Here is a 17,320-nt window from a genome sequence, read left to right as displayed (position 1 = left end):
CCCAAGCCCACTGCATGGGTGGCGTCCACGGCACCGTCCGCCTCGGCTCCAACACCCTCACGATCTGCATCATCAACGGGATGATCGCCGCCCGGAAGGTTGCGAGCCGCTGAGGCACGACGTACCGAGCATCAGCTCAACTGCCTGAGTGCCGGCCGGAACACGCACGCCGTTCAGCTTATACTGCAAAACATCTCCCGCAAAAAACCCTCGAAAACCCTGCATTTTCACCTCTTCTTCGCCGATCGTCACCCATTCTTTTGTATCGACATATCAATCTTTTGAGCCAAGTCATGTCATTTACACTCAATTGAGCAGATACTTAAAGCACATGTCCGAAATATTCGACGCAACTTTCCGACCAAGGAGAATTGAAATGACGACAGTTGACACGATCGCACAGGCGATCAAGGAAAAGAAGGCCCTGGAATTTGCATACCACGGCTTTGACCGCGTGGTCGTCCCCTATGCCTGCGGCCTTACGCCCACCAACGAAATCAAGATGATCGGCTTCCAGATCGGCGGCGGCAGCAATTCCGGCGTGACCGAAAAACTCCGTTTCTACACTGCGGCCGACATCGCAGGCGTCGCCTTCTCCGACGCAGCCTATCGCGAAGCCACTGAAGAAGACAAGGCTGTCTTCGCACAGCTTTCCAAGATCTACGAACAGATCTGATCTGATCTGCAAAAGCAGCCTAATGACTGAAGCCCGGAAGCGCAAGAGCCGTCCGGGCTTTGTGGTTTTCAGGAGTTGCGCCCGCCGGACTGATGCAGGCGGGCAGAGTGCATCAGAACAACCGAGCCACTCCAGAATTGGATAGAAACTCCGCAGTTTTCAGCCCCTCTTTCAAGAGAAAAGAATTCGATCCCACAAAAAATAACAGCCAAAGCCTGTTACAGGGAAAGGTCAGGGACCCAGGAAGAGCTTGACTCACAGGAAATTTTCCCTGTCACCGGGACCTGCCGTGCAGAGGTGCCGGTGCATGAACACAGGCGAAGGGCTCCTTCGGGAGAACCTGTCCGGCGAAGCAAAACATCTGCGAAGAAAGGCGAATGCCATCCTCAATTCCCAGAGAAGAAAAGGCCGCCCACAGGCGGCCTCTGAAACCGAAGCAACGGACCGTCAGGCCTGCTCCTTCCTGATGCCGATGACTCGTGCGCGGAGCTGTCCGCAGCCGCCCTCGATGTCCTGAGCCGCACTGTCGCGAAGGGTCGCGACGGTACCTCGTCTGCGCAGGATCGTGATGAGGTCCTGCATGTGGGCCGACTCGGGCCTCCTGAAGCCCGAGCCCTCGACGGGATTGACGGCGATGAAGTTCACCATGGCGTAGCGTCCCTCGATGAGATCGGCCAGACGCTCGACCTGCTCGGGCGCGTCGTTGATGCCCGCCATCAGCGTCCACTCGATCTGGGCGGGGTATCCCGTCTCATCGGCGTAGTCGAGCGTTCTCTCGAGGAGGGTCTCGACGGGAATGTCCTTCGAGTTGGTGAGGAGCTTCCTGCGCAGCGCGTTGTCCGTGGTGTGGAGGCTGAGCGCGAGCGCGGGACGCACGGAAAGCGCGGGCAGGCGGTCGAAGAGCCTGTGGTCGCCCACGGTCGAGACCACGATGTCCTTGTGCGCGAGTCCGCACACGTTGCCGAAGAACTCCACCGCCTCGCAGACGGCGTCGAGGTTGTGGCTCGGTTCGCCCATGCCCATCAGGACGATCTTCCTGACGTCGCTGCGCACCCGCCTGGCCTCGCAGTACTGCGCGACGATCTCGGCGCTCGAGAGCTGGCGCACGAGGCCACCCTTGCCCGTCATGCAGAAGACGCACCCGACGGCGCAGCCCACCTGAGTAGAGACGCACAGTCCCTGCCTGGGCAGCAACACCGACTCGACGCACTCGCCGTCCTCAAGCCCGAGAATGAGCTTGACGGTCTCGGCCTCGGCGCTTCGAACGGGCAGCGCATGCGAGAGGCGGTCAAGACGCTCCCTGATGTCGGGCAGCGCCTCGGCCACGGCCTTCGGAAAGCTCTCGCCCTTTCTGGCCTCCCACGGGGCAAGCCCCGCCCAGGCAAGAAAGATGCGCCGAACGTGCTGGGGCTTCGCGCCCAGCGCCTGCCACTCGGCGGCGAGTTCGCTCAGATGAGGGCCTCGGGCCATGGATGCTCCTTTTATATATGGGATGGTGAACGGAAAGCCGTGATTGTAGCCCATGCGCCCGCCGCCTTCAGCGGATCCGCACGGGTGCGTGTAAAACGGCCGGTCATTTGCATTTGTTACAAAACAATAAAGTTCATTGCGCCACAGTCATGTGCAATTCAACGTGCCGCATTTACGGTATTTTTAGTCCTCACCCCTTGCAAAACCAAAAACTTCCTGTACAATTCAAGTCTCTCGAGAACGACACGCTCTTGAGAAAACAAAAAGACTGGTGGGAATAGCTCAGTTGGTAGAGTCCCGGATTGTGATTCCGGTTGTCGTGGGTTCGAGTCCCATTTCCCACCCCAGATTCTTGAGTCCCTGCAGATGCAAGTCTGCAGGGACTTTTCTTTTGTCCGCTTTCTCCTCCCTTCCGCCTTTGCATCCCGCTTCCAGGGACTTCCTCCTCGTGCTGCGGCGAAACCGCGCCCCTCAACGCTTTCCCCGATTTCAGCCTCATCCGCCCTGTGCTATTGTTCGTGATCTCCGCAAAAGCCGTCCGAAAGAGGCCGGCTGCGGTCAGGCGCGCGATCGAGAGGACGCGCGCGCAGACAGACACTCAATCACAGCACACTATGAAAAGCTTCACTCTCAAGGAGCGCTGCCTCATCGGCCTCACGCTCTTCTCGATGTTCTTCGGCGCGGGCAATCTGATCTTCCCGCCGTTCCTCGGCGCCCTTGCGGGCGACGCAACCCTGCCCGCCATGTCGGGCTTTGCCGTCACGGCCGTGCTCTTCCCGATTCTCGGCGTGGCCGCCGTCGCGCGCTCGGGCGGCCTCACGGCGCTCGGCAACCGCGTCCATCCGGCCTTCGCCTTCCTCTTCACGCTTCTGATCTATCTCTCGATCGGTCCCTGCCTCGCCATTCCCCGTACGGCGGGCACGTCCTTCGAGATGGCGATTGCGCCGCTCTTCGCAGGTGAAGGCGCGCTCTCGGGCACCATCCTGGGCTTCGAGGCACATGCTGTCGCCCAGGCCGCCTACTCCGTCTTCTTCTTCCTGCTCGCCTTCACGATCGCGCTCAACCCCGAAAAGCTCACGCAGCGCCTCGGCAAGATCCTCTCGCCCACGCTGCTCACGCTCATCGCGGTGCTCTTCATCGCCGCCATCGTGCATCCGCTCGGCGAGTACGGCGCCGTGCGCGCCCCCTATGACGCGGCGCCGTTCGTCCGCGGCTTCATCGAGGGCTATCAGACGATGGACACGCTCGCGGCCCTCAACTTCGGCCTCATCATCGCGATGAACATCCGCGCGCTCGGCGTCACGAAGGACTCGGGCGTTGTCCGCGAGACGATCTTCGCCGGCTTCGTCGCGGGCTTTCTGCTCATCACGGTCTATGCCGCGCTTGCGCACATCGGCGCCGAAGCGGGCGGTGCGGGCCTTACGGGCGAAAACGGCGCCCAGACCCTCACGGGCGTCGTGATCCAGCAGTTCGGCCACGCCGGCCTCTTCATCCTCGGCGCGATCTTCTTCATCGCCTGCCTCAACACCTGCGTGGGCCTGCTCTCCTGCTGCTCGAACTACTTCCGCGACACGTTCCCGGTTCTCGGCTACCGCGGCTGGCTCACGGTCTTCGCCGTGACGAGCACGATCATCGCCAACGCCGGCCTCACCGCGATCCTGAAGTTCTCGGTCCCCGTCCTCGTCGCGATCTATCCGCTTGCGCTCGTGCTCATCATCCTCGCCTTCCTGCACCCGTTCATCGAAAAGCACCGCTTCGCCTACCCGATGACGATGCTCTTCACGGGCGCCGCCGCCATCACGGCGGGCTTCGGCCAGGCAGGCTTCAAGCTGCCGGTCCTCGCCGACTTCTTCGCCGCCATGCCGTTCGCGGCCGAAGGCCTTGACTGGATGCTTCCCGCCGCCGTCGGCCTCGTCGTCGGCATCGCACTGAGCCTCGTGACGCCGAAGAAGGCCGCCTGACGGCCTCCCCTCTGAAGTCACTCAAAATCAGGGCGCCTTCGCGAATTCCATGGATTCCGAAGGCGCCTTTCATTTGACCGTTCACTTCACGGAACACCCTCAGGCGCAACACTGCGGCATCCTCGTGACGCCTGACGCGCGGGGATTCTTCGGTGCAGCCGGCCTGGCCTTCTGCCGAACGCAGGTGCCCGAAGAACGACCGCCGGCCTTCGCCAGGCACCTCGAAGCAAGTTCTAACGCCTGGCGGCACGCAACATCGACGATCGTGGTGCCCGCAAGAGAGCAGAGCCGCTCGAGGAGTTCAGGCAGTCGCGAACCATGACCGTACTCGGGATCCACGCCTCCAAGCGTGCGCCACAGAGCGGTTCCCAAGAACGGGAAAAGCTGCTCGAACACGCCCGCCTTGTTCTTGCCGTAACCGGGCATGTGCTTCTTCAGGCGCTTGAGCACGGCCTCGGGATGAGCAACACGTTCCAGAAACTCCATCGTCATCCGGACGCTTCTGTCCGGAGCCACCTGCTTCCCCTGCACCTGCCGCTTCGCAACGTACCAACCCTGCGCCAGAGGAAGATCATCCTGAAAATCATCGAAGTGAAGAAGCAGCCAGTACTCGAAGCACGGCTTCGTGGCCGCAAGATGTATGCAGGGATGCTGCTTCACAAGCTCGAACACCTCGTGAAAGCCTTCATGGCGGTCGCGATCAAAGACCAGCCAGCACTCGGGAGAGGCGGCGGACGCCTTCGAAACGCCGGGCACTTGCCGGCATATCCACTCGATCGCCCGTGCGGGATTCTTCACGGGACAGACGGAGATGACCGCCTTTTTTCCGGAAAGGCCGATCAGCCTGCAGAAGTCCTGCAAATAGAGCACCTCAGTCTCGCCTTCGCAGAAGACATGGATCCTGCCGGGCCCCGGAACCCGGAACCCGGTCATGCGGGAGATTTGACATCGTCATGAGAATCTCCTTCAGGCAGTCGCAAATGACCGGCTCACGCCTGATCGTACTCGAGCGCAGCGAAAAAGTCCCTCTCCCCAAAGCACTCTTTTGTGACGAATGTTCACGCGGCGCATCCGCCGTCGAAAAAGGCCCGCCTCGAAACCGAAGCGGGCCCTTCTTCTCCCTTCGAGACCTTTGTCAGAGCAGCGTCTTGAGCTTCTCGACGACCTCCACGTCGGCAGGCAGCCAGTCGACGCTGTCGAGCTCGTCGGGCGAGAGCCACTTCGCCGCCTCATGTTCGACGAGACAGATCTCTCCCTTCACGATGGACGAAAGGAAGCAGTGCATCGTGAGGTGAAACTTCGGATAGTCGCACTCGACCGTCGTCACGAGGGTCTTGGGTGCAATCGTCACCTTGAGCTCCTCCTCGATCTCGCGCACGATGGCGGCCTCGGGCGTTTCGCCGGGCTCCATCTTGCCGCCGGGAAACTCCCACCCGTCCTTGAAGTCGCCGTACCCGCGCTGGGTGGCGAGAATCCTGCCTTCATGCTCGATGATGGCTGCGACCACTTCGATCGTCTTCATTCATACTCCTTGCTGTTTTGAATTGAGCTTTTGTCGGCTTCGTGCCGCCGTGCCGCGCGCCTTCGGATTCTAATCCTCGGCCATCGTCACGTAGGCGTAGATGTCGGAACGCACGGGCACGTCGAGTCTGTAATCGATCTCGAAGGCGCGGTCGCCCGTTGCGGGAAGCGTCACGGGCACGGGCTCGCCCTGCGCCTCAACCTCCCCGAGGAAGTAGAAGGCCTTCGCCTCACCCTTGTCCTCCTTGTTGCGGCGCACGAAGAGAAGGATCCTGTTGTCCTTGTCCTCGGGCGTGCGCTTATAGATGTGGTCCGCGTCGGCCGACGTTGTCCTGCGCTTCGTCTTCGAGAGCGCCACGATGTGCGACGGCGAGACGAAGCGGTCCTCGTAAGCGATCGCGCCTTCGGCCTTGTGGTAGTTGACGAAGACGGGCATCGTCTTCGTCGTCTTCTCGTAGAAGTACCCGCCGATGTTCTGGGCGTTCATGTTGGTCGGCCAGTTGAGCAGCCTGCAGACGTCCTCGTACGTATATTTTTCGTAGAGAACGAGGTCGGTGCCCGCGTAGCGCTTCGAGAACCTGGCCTCGTAGCGCGAGACCATGAAGCCCGCGAGCTCCGCGAGCATCGTGCGGAACTCCGCGCTTCGGCCGAGCTCCTCGCGAAGTTCCGCGGCCATGCGCCATCCGAGCGCGGCGTCGTACTCGACAAAGACCATTCCGGCGCGCTGCTTCGCTTCGTCGGCGGTCTTCACGAAGCGGTTCGAAAGAAAGCCGAAGACGCTCGAGAGATGCGCGGCCGAGGGCTCGATCCCGTAGCGGGCGAGTCCCTCGCGAAGTCCCGTCTCAAGGTCCGGCCTGCCCGCGAGCAGGTCCCTGATGACAATCGCCTCGGAAACGCGCCTGCCCGCGCCCGCCTTCACGGACAGGAAGGCGAGCATGCCTGCGGCGCGCGTCGAGAGCCTAGTCGTGAAGGACTTCTCGTACTTTTCGAGAAAGGCGTAGTAGGAGCCGAACTTCTCGAAGAACTTGACGGCATCGATCGAGCCGAACCTGTCGAAGTCGAGAAGCTCCGGAATGCGGCCGAGCTTGGCCTTGAGCTGCTCGTAACTCGTGCGGATGAGCTTTGTGTCGCTCACGCTCGCGCGGTCGATCGACTCGTAGATGCGCTTGCGCACGATCGGATCGAAGTGCACGCTCGAGGCTCCCGGAATCTGCCTCAGATCGACGGCGAGCGCGCGGCGCATGTTGTCCTTGTTGTACGAGCGGTCGTCGGCGAGCGCCACCGGAATCAGAAAGTTCGACTGGTAGTTCCCGATGAAGTCGAGAATGACCACGAATTCCTTGTCAGGTGCCTTGCGAAGACCTCGGCCGAGCTGCTGCACGAAGACGATCGCGCTCTGCGTCGGACGCAGCATGATGACCTGGTTGACTTCGGGAATGTCGACGCCCTCGGCGAAGATGTCGACCGTGAAGATGTAGTCGAGCCTGTTGTCGCCCACGCCGTACGAGAGGCGGTAGATCGCCTCCTCGCGCAGGCTCTGCTCATCCTCGCCCGTGAGCGCGACCGTCATGAGGCCGCGTTCATTGAAGAGCCTCGAAAGTTCGGCGCACTCTTCCTTCCTCGAGCAAAAGACGAGGCCCTTGACGCGCGGACCGCTCCAGCCGAAGTACTGCGCGCGGTCGAGAATGTTCGAGACGCGCTCCTCGGCCGTCAGCAGCCTGAAGTCGGAGAGGTCCTCGAGCATCATGCCGCCCACCGTGACGTCCTTCACGCCGAAATAGTGGAACGGACAGAGAAGGTCCTCCTCAAGCGCCGTGCTCAGGCGGATCTCGTAGGCGATGTTGTGGTCGAAGAGTGCGTAGATGTCCGCGCCGTCGGGCCTGTCGGGACTTGCCGTCATGCCGAACCAGAGCTTCGGCTCGAAGTGCGCCATGATCTTCTTGTAGCTCTCGGCCGCTGCGCGGTGCACCTCGTCGATGATGATCACGTCGAACGCCTTCGGATCCAACGCGCCGAGCACGCGTTCTCGCGCAAGCGTCTGCATGGTCGCGAAGACGCAGTCCGCGCCCGCCTCGTTCTGCCCGCCGCCGAGAAGCCCGTAGGTGAGTTCGTCCTCACCCAGGACTCGCCTGAAGCTTGCCATCGCCTGCCTCGCGATCTGCTCGCGGTGCACGACGAAGAGCATCCTGCGGGGCTTGAGCTCACGCACGGCGAAGGCCGCGGCATAGGTCTTGCCCGTGCCCGTGGCGGAAATGAGCAGCGCGCGGCGCTCGCCCGAACCCGCGATCCTGAGAAGATTCTCGACGAAGGCGCGCTGCATCGAGTTGGGCTCGGGACGCACGGGCGAAACGGGAAGCGGCAGGCGCCTCATCACCTCGGTCTGGGCCGCCATGTGCGCCCTGCGCTCGGCCTCGTAGGCGTCGATCACCTCATGGAGGGGACGGCTGAGCGGATGGTCCCAGAGCGCCCTGAATTCGGCCTGAAGCGCCCTTGCAAAGGCACCCGTCTGCTTCGAGACGAGCCTTGCGTTCCACTCGCGGTTCGTCGCGAGCGCCGTGCCCGTCAGGTTCGAGCTTCCGATCAGGAAGCGGCAGACGTCGCCCGAATTGAAGATGTAGCCCTTCGTGTGAAAGCCTCGGTTCCCCTCGGCCCTGAAGAGCCTCACCTCGATGTTGGAGATGCCCGCGAGCTTGCGCATGGCGGCGGGATCCGAAAAGCCGAGATAGTCCGTCGTCAGCACGCGTCCCGGCACGCCTCGTTCGCGCAGCTCCTCGAAGATGGGCAGAAGCGGCTCGATGCCGCTCATCGTCACGAAGGCGACACTGATGTCGAAGCTCGTGCATCGCGCGAGTTCGTCCTCGATCACGGTGAGGACCTTGATCCTGCGGTCGGGGTCGTTGATGACGAATTCCGGCCGGAGTCCGGCCTCCTCCCCGTCGGTCTCTCCCGTGAGGAAGGCCGAGCGGAGCTGCGCCTCAAGACAGGCGTCCGTCGTCATGCCGGCGGGAAGGCCGGCGGAAATGGGCATGGTCTCGTTCATGCCAGGATTCTAGCAGCCGCTGCGCCCGCCAAAACGCCTCGATGCGCCTGCGGCGCAGGCCCGGGCCTCCGAATCAGGGCAGTCTGCCGGTCCCGGCCCAGGAGAGAGGCGAAGTCGGGCGAATAGGGGTTTTCCCGGAACACGCGTCAAATCGACATCCGCGTGGTCCTGACCAGGCCTTTGCGGAACAGGAACGGTGCGGGGCCCTGACTTTCCACACGCTTCCGATGATTCCGAATCATCTAGGCAAACCTCCCTAAGAGAATCGTCCGAGGCACCTTGCGTGCAGTCACAACTCCCCCGCTTTCCCTGTGTCCTAAGCAATTCGCCCTAGAGACGGCGGATTTTCCTTCGGATAAATTGGAATCATCCCGACGCCCACAACCTTTTTTTCCACCCGCGGCGCCGGGATCACCACGGAAGCCGGACCGTGCAAGCGGTCCGGAAGGAAACCATGAAATCCTTTTTTCACCCCTTCGCCACATGGAGCGGCCTGACCGAATAAGTCGGAGCCGACGCAAATCATGATGAAAGTCCTCGCAAAAATGAGCCAGTTCGTTAACAAGACGTTCGCCCTCTGGGTCGTCATTTTCGGCATTGCCGGCTTCGTTTTTCCGGAGATTTTCAAGCAGATTGGTCCCTGGATCGCTCCTCTGCTCGGCGTGGTGATGTTCGGCATGGGCCTCACGCTCTCGCCCTCGGACTTCCGTGAAATCTTCCGCCGTCCCCGCGACGTCTTCCTCGGCATCCTCGGCCAGTTCACGATCATGCCCGGTGGCGCGTTCCTGCTCTGCTATGCGCTGGATCTGCCGCCCGACGTCGCCGTCGGCCTGATGCTTCTGGGTTGCTGTCCGGGCGGCACGGCGTCCAACGTCGTGACCTTCCTTGCCCGCGGCGACGTCGCCCTCTCGGTCACCATCACGTCCTGCACGACGCTCCTCGCCCCCGTCATGACGCCCGCGCTGATGTATCTCTTCGCCAGCCAGTGGCTTGCGATCGATCCGACCGCGATGTTCATGTCGATCGTCCAGATCATCCTTCTGCCGATCGCCGCCGGCGTGTTCGTCCACAAGCTCCTCGGCGCCCGCATCGACACCGCCGTCGCAGCCCTGCCGCTCGTCTCGGTTCTCGCCATCGTGCTGATCGCCGCTGCCGTCACGGCGGCGTCCCGTCAGCAGCTGATGAACACCGGCCTTCTGGTCTTCGTCGCAGTCGTCCTGCACAACGCCCTCGGCATGCTCTTCGGCTTCCTCGTCGCCAAGTGGTCCGGCATGAACCTCGCCAAATGCAAGTGCATGGCCTTCGAGGTCGGCATGCAGAACTCGGGCCTCGGCGTCGCCCTCGCCTCCGTTCACTTCGCAGCCAATCCGATGACCGCACTCCCCGCCGCCATCGCCGCCCTTTGGCACAACGTGGCCGGCCCGATGCTCGCCACCGTGTTCCAGAACTGGCGTGACGACGACGAAAAGGCCTCCTTCTTCGACCGCATGGAAGCGGCCTGCAAGACGCCCGCCAAGGCTGCCGCCGCCGAATAACAAGGCTCGAATCCACCACTTCCCAAAGGCCGCGACGATTTCTGGTTTCCCGTCGCGGCCTTTGTGCATCCGCCGAAAACACCGCGAGCCGCTCATCCGAACAGGATGAACGGCCCTCATGGCCTTCATGATGCCGCCCGACGCACGGGCGGCTCCTTCACGACTTACTTGCCGACGGCCGTTTCAGCCGCGATGACGCCCGAGACGATGGCCCAGGAGTTCATCATGGCGGTCATGGAATCCGCGCCGTTGGCGCCGCCCACGACGCAGCCTGCGCCGAAGAGACCCGGAATCGGCTTGCCGCTCTTGTCAAGGATGCGCAGGCCTTCGCCCGCACGCAGGCCGCCGAGCGTCGTCTGATAACGGACCTTCTGCTCGACGATGTAGTACGGCCCCTCGCCGATGCCGCCCGTGATCTGACGGCCGAAGGCGGTGTCCTTGCCCTGCTTCACCATCTTGTTCCAGTCGCGCACCGTAGCCTCAAGTCCCTTGGCATCGACGCCCATCACGCTCGCAGCTTCGGAGAGCGTGTCCGCAACGGCCATGACGGGACGGCCGTTGATGACGATCTTCGTCCACTTCATGAGCGCGGTTTCGTCGGGCACGAGCTTGTCTTCAAGCGACTTCGCAACGTATTCCTTCCAGGCCTTCGCATCCATCACGATGTAGGCGATGTGGCCGGGCTGAGCCACCGTCGTGTCGGTGAGTTCGCCCAGGGAGGCACGCTCGTTCACATAGCGCCTGCCGTCGCGGTTGACGTAGATGGCGCCCGACTTCTTCATCGTGTCGGTCGAGCTCGCGGTGGCCGCAAGACCATGGCCCGGCACCGTCTCGACGCCCTGCGGGTACATCTTGACGAGGTCCATGTTGATCGTGTCGGCGCCGATCGCCGTGGCCATCCTGTAGCCGTCGCCCGTTTCGCTGTCAAGGCCGTAGAAGACGTAGTTGCTCATCTCCTTCGGGAGCATGCTCTTCACTGCGCCGTAGCCGCCCGAGGCGAGAACCACGGACTTGGACGTCAGCTCGACGGTGTTGCCCTGCGCATCCTTGGCGCGCACGCCCACGACGCGGCCCGCGTCGTCACGAAGAAGCTCTTCGGCGCGCGTCTCAAGCATGAGCTTGCCGCCCATGTCGAGGAACTTTCCCTTCATCAGGTTTAGGTAGTTGACCGATCGGCCCTGAACGCCGAGCTGGCGGTTGGCCGAATGGTCGGGATACTGCGTTGCCGCGGGACCGTACGGGATCTTCAGGTCGTAGACGAGCCAGTCCACGACGCCGCCCACGCGTTCGGTCACCTGCTTGACAAGAACCGGATCATTGCGGTTCTTGCCGACGCGGAAGATGTCCTTCGTGGCAAGCTCGGGCGAGTCCTTCGTCTCGTGCATGGCCTCGCGCTGGAAGCGGGAGCCCGTGGCGATCAGCGTGCCCGCGTTGAGCGCCGTAGCGCCACCAATCACCGGCATCTTTTCAATGAGGATCACCTTGGCGCCGAGCGTTTCGGCACGAACGGCGGCGGAGATGCCCGCGCCGCCCGCACCGACCACGACCACGTCGGCCTTTTCCTTGATGAGTCTGGCGGCAGCCTTCTTCGTCACGACAGCCGTCGCGAACGCGGCGGGATCGCCGCCCGCCTTCCTGATGGCGTCGGCCACGGCGGTGCGGATGCCCTCGCTCGTGAGCGTGGCGCCGGAGACGGCGTCAACCTTGAGGCTCTGGGCGTCGACGATGCGCGCAGGCATCTGCTTGACGGCCGCGTCCGAAATGCCGACCGTCTCGACATGCTTCACAACGCGAACGGCGGAAAGCTTTCCTGCGTCAACCTTGACCTCGACGGTCAGCTCGCCGTTCCTGCCCTGCCCGACGCCCGTGTATGTGCCGTCCGTCATGGACGGGGCAGTGGACGCACAGCCGAAGACCGCGGAAATGGCCGCGATCGATGCCAGAAGCTTGAAGGACTTCATCATGTTCTCCTCTTTGGTCTTGTGGGGCGGTACCGCCTGAGCGGCACAACATCCCGAGTCTAGAACGACAGGAACATGATGTCACGAGGCAAAACCCGAAAACCTGCGTAAAGGCGCGCAGGGACTTCGTCTTCGGGCAAAGGAAGCGCCTGATCTTGAAATGTTGAGTCGCCCGAATGTCGCGCAGCTCTTTTTGCCGAGCTCGTTGCGGTCTTCCTTCGACACGCCGAACAAAAGCGCGAGATCCACCTCGAAGTCCTCGATGCGCCGCTGACGGCAGCGATCGGAAAAATGCCTGGTTCTTCCGGAAAAACAATGCGGCGTGCAGTTCATGGTTGGTCTCCTCATGACGGGTTGTTCATGCCCTCATGTTAAATGACGGGGAGATCGGCTCCGAAATCGCAAATTTGCGGCCTGATGTCCTCAGATCGAACGCCCCGCCCGCACCTGCAACCGCAAATTTGCGCTTTCTCCGAGCACCTGCCTCCGATCTTAAAGTGAGACTTGCCAGACAACCGCTCACAAAGGAGGACATCATGAGCCGCTCGCACCACATCGCCAAAATCACCTCCGGCGCCGCCATCGAACACGTCCGCAGCTACCTTCTGTCTGAAGCCGCCAGGCTCGGCCTCGGCGAGGAAGTTGACGCCGCCGCCTGCAGGAAGCTTCTCGCGCTTCTTCAGGACATGCGCAGGTCGCTCGAAACGATTGAGCGCCGCGGCGGTCTCGTTGTCGTTTCGTCGACCCAGACCCTCATCACGACCTACCGCTGCGAAGGCTACCGCCCGCAGCGAAAGCCCCACAGATGCAGTCCCCATCTTTCCATGTCAGAGAGGGGCTTCATCAAGGAGCGGGGCCTCATGCACGCCGACGGCACCATGGCCGCGCCTCCCGTGCGCCTCTGGTAAGACGAGGCCGGGAAAAGGCAAATTTGCGAAATTCCGGCTCCGTCCCATGCGCCTTCACAATGAACATGCATCCCGCCGCAAAGGCTCCGCCTTCTGCGGCGGACAACAAATCCTTCCAACCCGAGAAAAAAGCCATGACCATGCAGAGCCTCAGCACGACCACCACCGAACTCAAGCCCGTTGAACTCCAGTCCTACCTTGACGAAGGCTGGAGGATCTTCGTCGATACATGCTCCTTCATGTCCTCCGGGTGCGAGCCGTTCTTCACCCGAAGCGCCGCAGCCTTCAGGGACGCAGGCGTGAGCATCCACTGTCCGAAGGAGGTGCGAAGAGAGCTTGAGAAGAATCTTTCCTCCCCGAAGGAGCAGACGCGCCAGCTTGCCATGCGCGGTCTGGCCGCCTACGACGCTCTGGACAAGCTTGACGTCCTGCGCGAGATCGACTGTCCGGGCTCGCAGGAAAACGTTTTTGCCGACCCCGTCTTCGCGAAGATCTTTGACGAGCAGCGCGCCGAGCACAAGCTTCTTCTCATCACCCAGGACAGAAGGCTCGCCGCCGGCCTCTACAGCCGCAATCAGGACGAGTTCATGCACTTTCATCCGGTGCACGTGCTTCGCCTGCTCTCCCGCGGCGACCTCGGCTTTCTCAACCACCCGCAGACTCAGGAGCTTATGTTTCCGCCGAATATGAACGATTTTTCCCGTCAGTCCGTACCAATGATCCGCGCCCATCTCGTCTCGTCCGAGGCGGTTCCGCCCGCAGGAAGGTCGGTCCCGCGCACCGTCTCCGCAGGCCGCACCGGCGACGTGCGCGAAGCGTCCCGTCCTGAGAAAGAGTCCGTTTCGAAGGTCGTTTCCAAGCCGGCCGTTCCCGCCGTCGAAAAGGCCGCGCCCGCCCTGCACGCCGCCTTCCCCGTCTGCACGAGCGTGATCGACCTTGAGGACCGTCCCGTGGGCATCGACAGGGCGCCCGTCGAGGGCGACGTCGTCTGTGACGAATTCGGCATGACCCACACGCTCGGCCGTAGGCTCGGCGAGGGCGGCGAAGGCATCGTCTACGACGCAGGCAACGGCATGGTCGCCAAGATCTACCATGCCGACAAGTGCACGACCCGCCGGGAGGCGAAGGTCCGCCTTCTCGCCTCGCGTCCGATCCGCCTCAAGGGCGTGTGCGCGCCGTAGCGCATGCTCTTTTCCAACGGCTTCTTCGCGGGCTGCCTGATGCCCGAAGCGAAGGGCTTCGGACTCGAGGGACCGCTCGACAAATGCTTTGCGGGCTGGAGCCGCGCCGACCTCGTGCAGCTCGCCGTCACGATCCTCAAGACGATCGGGAGCCTGCACAGGCTCAACGTGCTCGTGGGCGACGTCAACCTCAGCAACATCAGGATCGTCTCGCCCGACGAAGCGTATCTCGTCGACTGCGACAGCGTTCAGGTCGCCAACCTTCCCTGTCCCGTCGGACATGAGATGTACACGGCGCCCGAAATCCGCGGACGCGACTTCAGCACGTTCCTGCGCTCGAAGAGCAGCGAAAACCATGCCGTCGCGGCCCTGATCTTCATGCTCCTCATGCCTGACGAGGACCTCGACGAGAGCGGAAAGTACAGGCTCGGCGCACGGAGGATCTCCTCGGATCCGTTCCTTCTCGACTATCCCGGCTTCCACCGGGGCGAGCCGCTCACGCTTTGCCGCAGGGCCCGCATCTGGAGCCATCTGCCCGACGACCTGAAGTCGGCGTTCGGAAGAACCTTCGACAGCAGAGGGAGCCTCCATGCCGAGGCCGACCGCCTTGGCGTTGCGGGATGGATCCTCCGCCTCAACGCCTATCGCGAGCGTCTTCTCGACGGCACGCTTCTCGCGGACGACCCGCTCGCCAACGAGATCTATCCGAAGACGAGCAGGAAGATCCTGCCTCCCGCACGCCCCGCCTGCGTCGTCTGCGGCAGGCCGCACAACGAGACCGACGGCAGGGACGGCGTCTGCAGCACCTGCATTTCGATCGCCGAGCGCGTGCTCGCCAGGACGACGGTCCGCGCCGCAGGCACTCCCGCACCTTCCGCTCCGAAGAGTGAGCCGAAGGCGTCCGGGCCCGAGACCGCGGCAAGCGAAGACAAGCCTTCCGACACCGCGTACGAACGCACGTGCGTTGACTGCGGGTCGCTCTTTCGCATTACGAAGGGCGAGGCTGAGCATCTGCGAAACCTCGGCTACAGGCTGCCCGCGCGCTGCAAGGCATGCCGCGCCGAGCGCCGCGCCAAGAAAAAGGCGATCGAACGCAGGTCCGACGAGGACGGCACCATCCTCGACGAAATCCTCAACGGGGTTCGCGACCTCATCAAGCCGCTCGCCTGAGAGAGGGAGGTCGTCCTGCGGCTCCGCTGCAGGCTGCTATACTTTCCGGCACCATCTCCTTCACCACAAGGTCCTTCGGCGCCATGCAGTTTCTCGAATACATGCTTCGATCAGGCAGGCTGCAGCCCGTCTCCTGCAGAAAGTATGCGGGCGCACTCTACGGCACGCTCTCCCGCATGGCCGAAATGCCGCTCTCCGAAATCGAGTCGGCTCATGAGTTCGAGCAGATTGCGGAAGGCCTCAGGCAGCTCGACGCCTTCTCGCAGCTCAACAAGACCAGCAACCACATGTACAGCAGTGCTCTCAAGTCAATAACCCCCGCCTAAAGGCGGAGGCTTCAAAGAGCCTTTATTGACTAGTCTCAGCAAACCTCCTCTGGGAGGCGAGCTACGTTGGTTTGGAATGTACAGGCACCGTGGGATGTTTATCCTAGTCCCACGCTCTGCGGTCTGTGTTTAAAAGTTCTGAGAGGTAGGAACGGTGATGCAGACAAGAAACCCATTCCAACATTGACGAAGGATGAGAATCGGCCCTCGGGCCGAACAACCGGCCTTCGGGCCGAGCAAGCGGAGCCTGCGGGTATCCGCAAAGGAGATACTTTGAAAGTTTTTGTTTTGAACATGCGCGGCAAGCCGCTGATGCCGTGTTCGCCAGCAAAGGCGCGACACATGCTGAAGGCGGGCAAGGCCTTCGTCGTGCGTCGAACGCCGTTCACGATCAAGCTGACCATCGCCACAGGCGAGACGAAGCAGGACGTGACGCTTGGCGTCGATGCAGGCGCAAGGCACGTTGGCATTTCCGCCACGACGGAAAAGGAGGAGGTCTTCGCATCCGAAGTCGCGCTTCGACAGGACATCACGGGACTTCTGGCCGATCGTCTGGCATTCCGACGTGCAAGGCGCAATCGAAAGACGCGCTACCGCGCTCCGCACTTCAACAATCGCGTTCGATCAAAGCACAAGGGATGGCTTGCGCCGTCCGTGGAGAACCGTATCCAAGCGCACATTTCGCGCATCGAGGCGGTCTGCAGACTGCTTCCCGTCACCAAGATCGTGATTGAAACCGCATCCTTCGACATTCAAAAGATCAGGAATCCCGAAGTCGAAGGGACGGGCTATCAGCAGGGCGACCAGCTTGGATTCTGGAACGTGCGCGAGTACGTTCTTTTCAGAGACGGTCATATCTGTCAGCACTGTCGAGGCCGATCCAAGGATCCGATCCTCAACGTGCATCATCTTGAGAGTCGTAAAACGGGCGGAGATGCGCCAAACAACCTGATCACGCTGTGCGAGACATGCCACAAGGCTTATCACGCAGGAAAGATCAAGTTGAAGGTCAAGCGCGGTCAATCGTTCAGGGCGGAAGCCTTCATGGGCATCATGCGCTGGACGCTGCTTGACCGCGTACGCAAGACGCACCCTAAACTGCCTGTCGAGAACACCTACGGCTATCTGACGAAGCACAAGCGCATTGCTCTTGGCTTGCCCAAGACGCATTGCGCCGACGCCTTCTGCATTGCGGGAAATCTGAAAGCGTTGCGAAGAGGAGATTTCCTCTTCCAACAACAGACGCGAAAGCACAACCGACAGATACACAAGTGTTCGATTCTCAAGGGTGGCGTGAGGACGCTCAATCAGGCGCCATTCCTCGTCAAGGGGTTCCGCCTATTCGACAAGGTGCGAATCGGCGGACAGATTGGTTTTGTTTTCGGGCGACGCGTTAGAGGCACATTCAACATTCGTCGCCTTGACAAAACTGTGATCGGGACAGACATCAATTGCAAAAAACTGAGTCTTCTCGAAACACGCAAAACTTTTTTGACTGAACTACGAAAGGAGTAAGCCGCGATTCCTCACCCGACTGAAGTCGGATGTTCCCTCGCGGCAATTCTATGGAG

The 17,320-nt window shown here is 61.8% G+C and carries 14 protein-coding genes and 1 tRNA gene; 9 read left to right on the top strand and 6 right to left on the bottom strand.

Features of this window, described 5'->3' with window-relative positions:
- The first annotated feature begins 376 nt into the window (after positions 1–376).
- Positions 377–676, top strand: coding sequence for a hypothetical protein (locus HMPREF9465_RS05870; RefSeq protein ID WP_005435036.1), 300 nt, complete (start codon positions 377–379; stop codon positions 674–676).
- Between the two features lie 447 nt (positions 677–1,123).
- Here HMPREF9465_RS05870 and HMPREF9465_RS05865 read toward each other — a convergent pair whose 3' ends face one another.
- Positions 1,124–2,146: a radical SAM protein gene (locus tag HMPREF9465_RS05865; protein WP_005435035.1), complete on the bottom strand. Its 1,023-nt coding sequence runs from the start codon at positions 2,144–2,146 to the stop codon at positions 1,124–1,126.
- A gap of 271 nt (positions 2,147–2,417) precedes the next feature.
- Here HMPREF9465_RS05865 and HMPREF9465_RS05860 point away from each other — a divergent pair.
- Both HMPREF9465_RS05860 and brnQ read left to right on the top strand, forming a co-directional pair.
- Positions 2,418–2,493: transfer RNA gene (locus HMPREF9465_RS05860), tRNA-His, on the top strand.
- A gap of 267 nt (positions 2,494–2,760) precedes the next feature.
- Positions 2,761–4,107, top strand: a complete 1,347-nt coding sequence (brnQ, locus tag HMPREF9465_RS05855) for a branched-chain amino acid transport system II carrier protein (protein ID WP_005435034.1) — start codon at positions 2,761–2,763, stop codon at positions 4,105–4,107.
- A gap of 99 nt (positions 4,108–4,206) precedes the next feature.
- Here the strand turns inward: brnQ and HMPREF9465_RS05850 are convergent, their stop codons facing one another.
- The 3 genes from HMPREF9465_RS05850 to HMPREF9465_RS05840 all read right to left on the bottom strand — a co-directional run bounded on the left by HMPREF9465_RS05850 (position 4,207) and on the right by HMPREF9465_RS05840 (position 8,656).
- Positions 4,207–5,040 carry an RloB family protein gene (locus tag HMPREF9465_RS05850; RefSeq protein WP_005435033.1) on the bottom strand — a complete coding sequence of 278 codons (834 nt, stop codon included), beginning with the start codon at positions 5,038–5,040 and terminating at the stop codon, positions 4,207–4,209.
- 202 nt (positions 5,041–5,242) lie between these two features.
- Positions 5,243–5,629 (bottom strand): (deoxy)nucleoside triphosphate pyrophosphohydrolase, encoded by a 387-nt coding sequence (locus HMPREF9465_RS05845; protein WP_005435032.1) that lies wholly within the window; start codon positions 5,627–5,629, stop codon positions 5,243–5,245.
- Positions 5,630–5,698: 69 nt separating this feature from the next.
- Positions 5,699–8,656: a DUF3427 domain-containing protein gene (locus HMPREF9465_RS05840; protein ID WP_231289359.1), complete on the bottom strand. Its 2,958-nt coding sequence runs from the start codon at positions 8,654–8,656 to the stop codon at positions 5,699–5,701.
- 539 nt (positions 8,657–9,195) lie between these two features.
- Between HMPREF9465_RS05840 and HMPREF9465_RS05835 the strand changes: the two genes are divergently transcribed.
- Positions 9,196–10,203: a bile acid:sodium symporter family protein gene (locus HMPREF9465_RS05835; protein ID WP_038006979.1), complete on the top strand. Its 1,008-nt coding sequence runs from the start codon at positions 9,196–9,198 to the stop codon at positions 10,201–10,203.
- 164 nt (positions 10,204–10,367) lie between these two features.
- Here the strand turns inward: HMPREF9465_RS05835 and HMPREF9465_RS05830 are convergent, their stop codons facing one another.
- Positions 10,368–12,167: an FAD-dependent oxidoreductase gene (locus tag HMPREF9465_RS05830; protein ID WP_038006849.1), complete on the bottom strand. Its 1,800-nt coding sequence runs from the start codon at positions 12,165–12,167 to the stop codon at positions 10,368–10,370.
- Positions 12,168–12,245: 78 nt separating this feature from the next.
- Positions 12,246–12,497 (bottom strand): hypothetical protein, encoded by a 252-nt coding sequence (locus HMPREF9465_RS13170; protein ID WP_005435026.1) that lies wholly within the window; start codon positions 12,495–12,497, stop codon positions 12,246–12,248.
- 203 nt (positions 12,498–12,700) lie between these two features.
- Between HMPREF9465_RS13170 and HMPREF9465_RS05825 the strand changes: the two genes are divergently transcribed.
- The 5 genes from HMPREF9465_RS05825 (at position 12,701) to iscB (ending at position 17,264) form a co-directional block, all read left to right on the top strand.
- Positions 12,701–13,072, top strand: coding sequence for a hypothetical protein (locus HMPREF9465_RS05825; RefSeq protein WP_005435024.1), 372 nt, complete (start codon positions 12,701–12,703; stop codon positions 13,070–13,072).
- A gap of 134 nt (positions 13,073–13,206) precedes the next feature.
- Positions 13,207–14,253 carry a hypothetical protein gene (locus tag HMPREF9465_RS05820; protein ID WP_005435022.1) on the top strand — a complete coding sequence of 349 codons (1,047 nt, stop codon included), beginning with the start codon at positions 13,207–13,209 and terminating at the stop codon, positions 14,251–14,253.
- A 3-nt stretch (positions 14,254–14,256) separates the two neighbouring features.
- Complete coding sequence (locus HMPREF9465_RS05815) at positions 14,257–15,423, top strand: zinc-ribbon domain containing protein (RefSeq protein WP_005435020.1); 1,167 nt, start codon at positions 14,257–14,259, stop codon at positions 15,421–15,423.
- 83 nt (positions 15,424–15,506) lie between these two features.
- Positions 15,507–15,749 (top strand): hypothetical protein, encoded by a 243-nt coding sequence (locus HMPREF9465_RS05810; protein WP_005435019.1) that lies wholly within the window; start codon positions 15,507–15,509, stop codon positions 15,747–15,749.
- A 273-nt stretch (positions 15,750–16,022) separates the two neighbouring features.
- Entirely contained in the window at positions 16,023–17,264 is a 1,242-nt protein-coding gene (gene iscB, locus HMPREF9465_RS05805) for an RNA-guided endonuclease IscB (RefSeq protein WP_231289356.1), read from the top strand.
- Positions 17,265–17,320: the final 56 nt, after the last annotated feature.

It is taken from the genome of Sutterella wadsworthensis 2_1_59BFAA, from assembly GCF_000297775.1.
In the GTDB taxonomy this organism is placed as follows: Bacteria; Pseudomonadota; Gammaproteobacteria; order Burkholderiales; family Burkholderiaceae_F; genus Sutterella; species Sutterella wadsworthensis_A.
Note: the sequence above shows the minus strand (reverse complement) of the source record. Positions and strands in the feature narration are given on the sequence as shown.

Excerpts from the sequence above, each read along its gene's own strand:
- HMPREF9465_RS05870 (WP_005435036.1), top strand. The coding sequence starts at position 377 with ATGACGACAGTTGACACGATCGCACAGGCGATCAAGGAAAAGAAGGCC.
- HMPREF9465_RS05865 (WP_005435035.1), bottom strand. The coding sequence starts at position 2,146 with ATGGCCCGAGGCCCTCATCTGAGCGAACTCGCCGCCGAGTGGCAGGCG.
- brnQ (WP_005435034.1), top strand. The coding sequence starts at position 2,761 with ATGAAAAGCTTCACTCTCAAGGAGCGCTGCCTCATCGGCCTCACGCTC.
- HMPREF9465_RS05850 (WP_005435033.1), bottom strand. The coding sequence starts at position 5,040 with ATGACCGGGTTCCGGGTTCCGGGGCCCGGCAGGATCCATGTCTTCTGC.
- HMPREF9465_RS05845 (WP_005435032.1), bottom strand. The coding sequence starts at position 5,629 with ATGAAGACGATCGAAGTGGTCGCAGCCATCATCGAGCATGAAGGCAGG.
- HMPREF9465_RS05840 (WP_231289359.1), bottom strand. The coding sequence starts at position 8,656 with ATGCCCATTTCCGCCGGCCTTCCCGCCGGCATGACGACGGACGCCTGT.
- HMPREF9465_RS05835 (WP_038006979.1), top strand. The coding sequence starts at position 9,196 with ATGAAAGTCCTCGCAAAAATGAGCCAGTTCGTTAACAAGACGTTCGCC.
- HMPREF9465_RS05830 (WP_038006849.1), bottom strand. The coding sequence starts at position 12,167 with ATGATGAAGTCCTTCAAGCTTCTGGCATCGATCGCGGCCATTTCCGCG.
- HMPREF9465_RS13170 (WP_005435026.1), bottom strand. The coding sequence starts at position 12,497 with ATGAACTGCACGCCGCATTGTTTTTCCGGAAGAACCAGGCATTTTTCC.
- HMPREF9465_RS05825 (WP_005435024.1), top strand. The coding sequence starts at position 12,701 with ATGAGCCGCTCGCACCACATCGCCAAAATCACCTCCGGCGCCGCCATC.
- HMPREF9465_RS05820 (WP_005435022.1), top strand. The coding sequence starts at position 13,207 with ATGACCATGCAGAGCCTCAGCACGACCACCACCGAACTCAAGCCCGTT.
- HMPREF9465_RS05815 (WP_005435020.1), top strand. The coding sequence starts at position 14,257 with ATGCTCTTTTCCAACGGCTTCTTCGCGGGCTGCCTGATGCCCGAAGCG.
- HMPREF9465_RS05810 (WP_005435019.1), top strand. The coding sequence starts at position 15,507 with ATGCAGTTTCTCGAATACATGCTTCGATCAGGCAGGCTGCAGCCCGTC.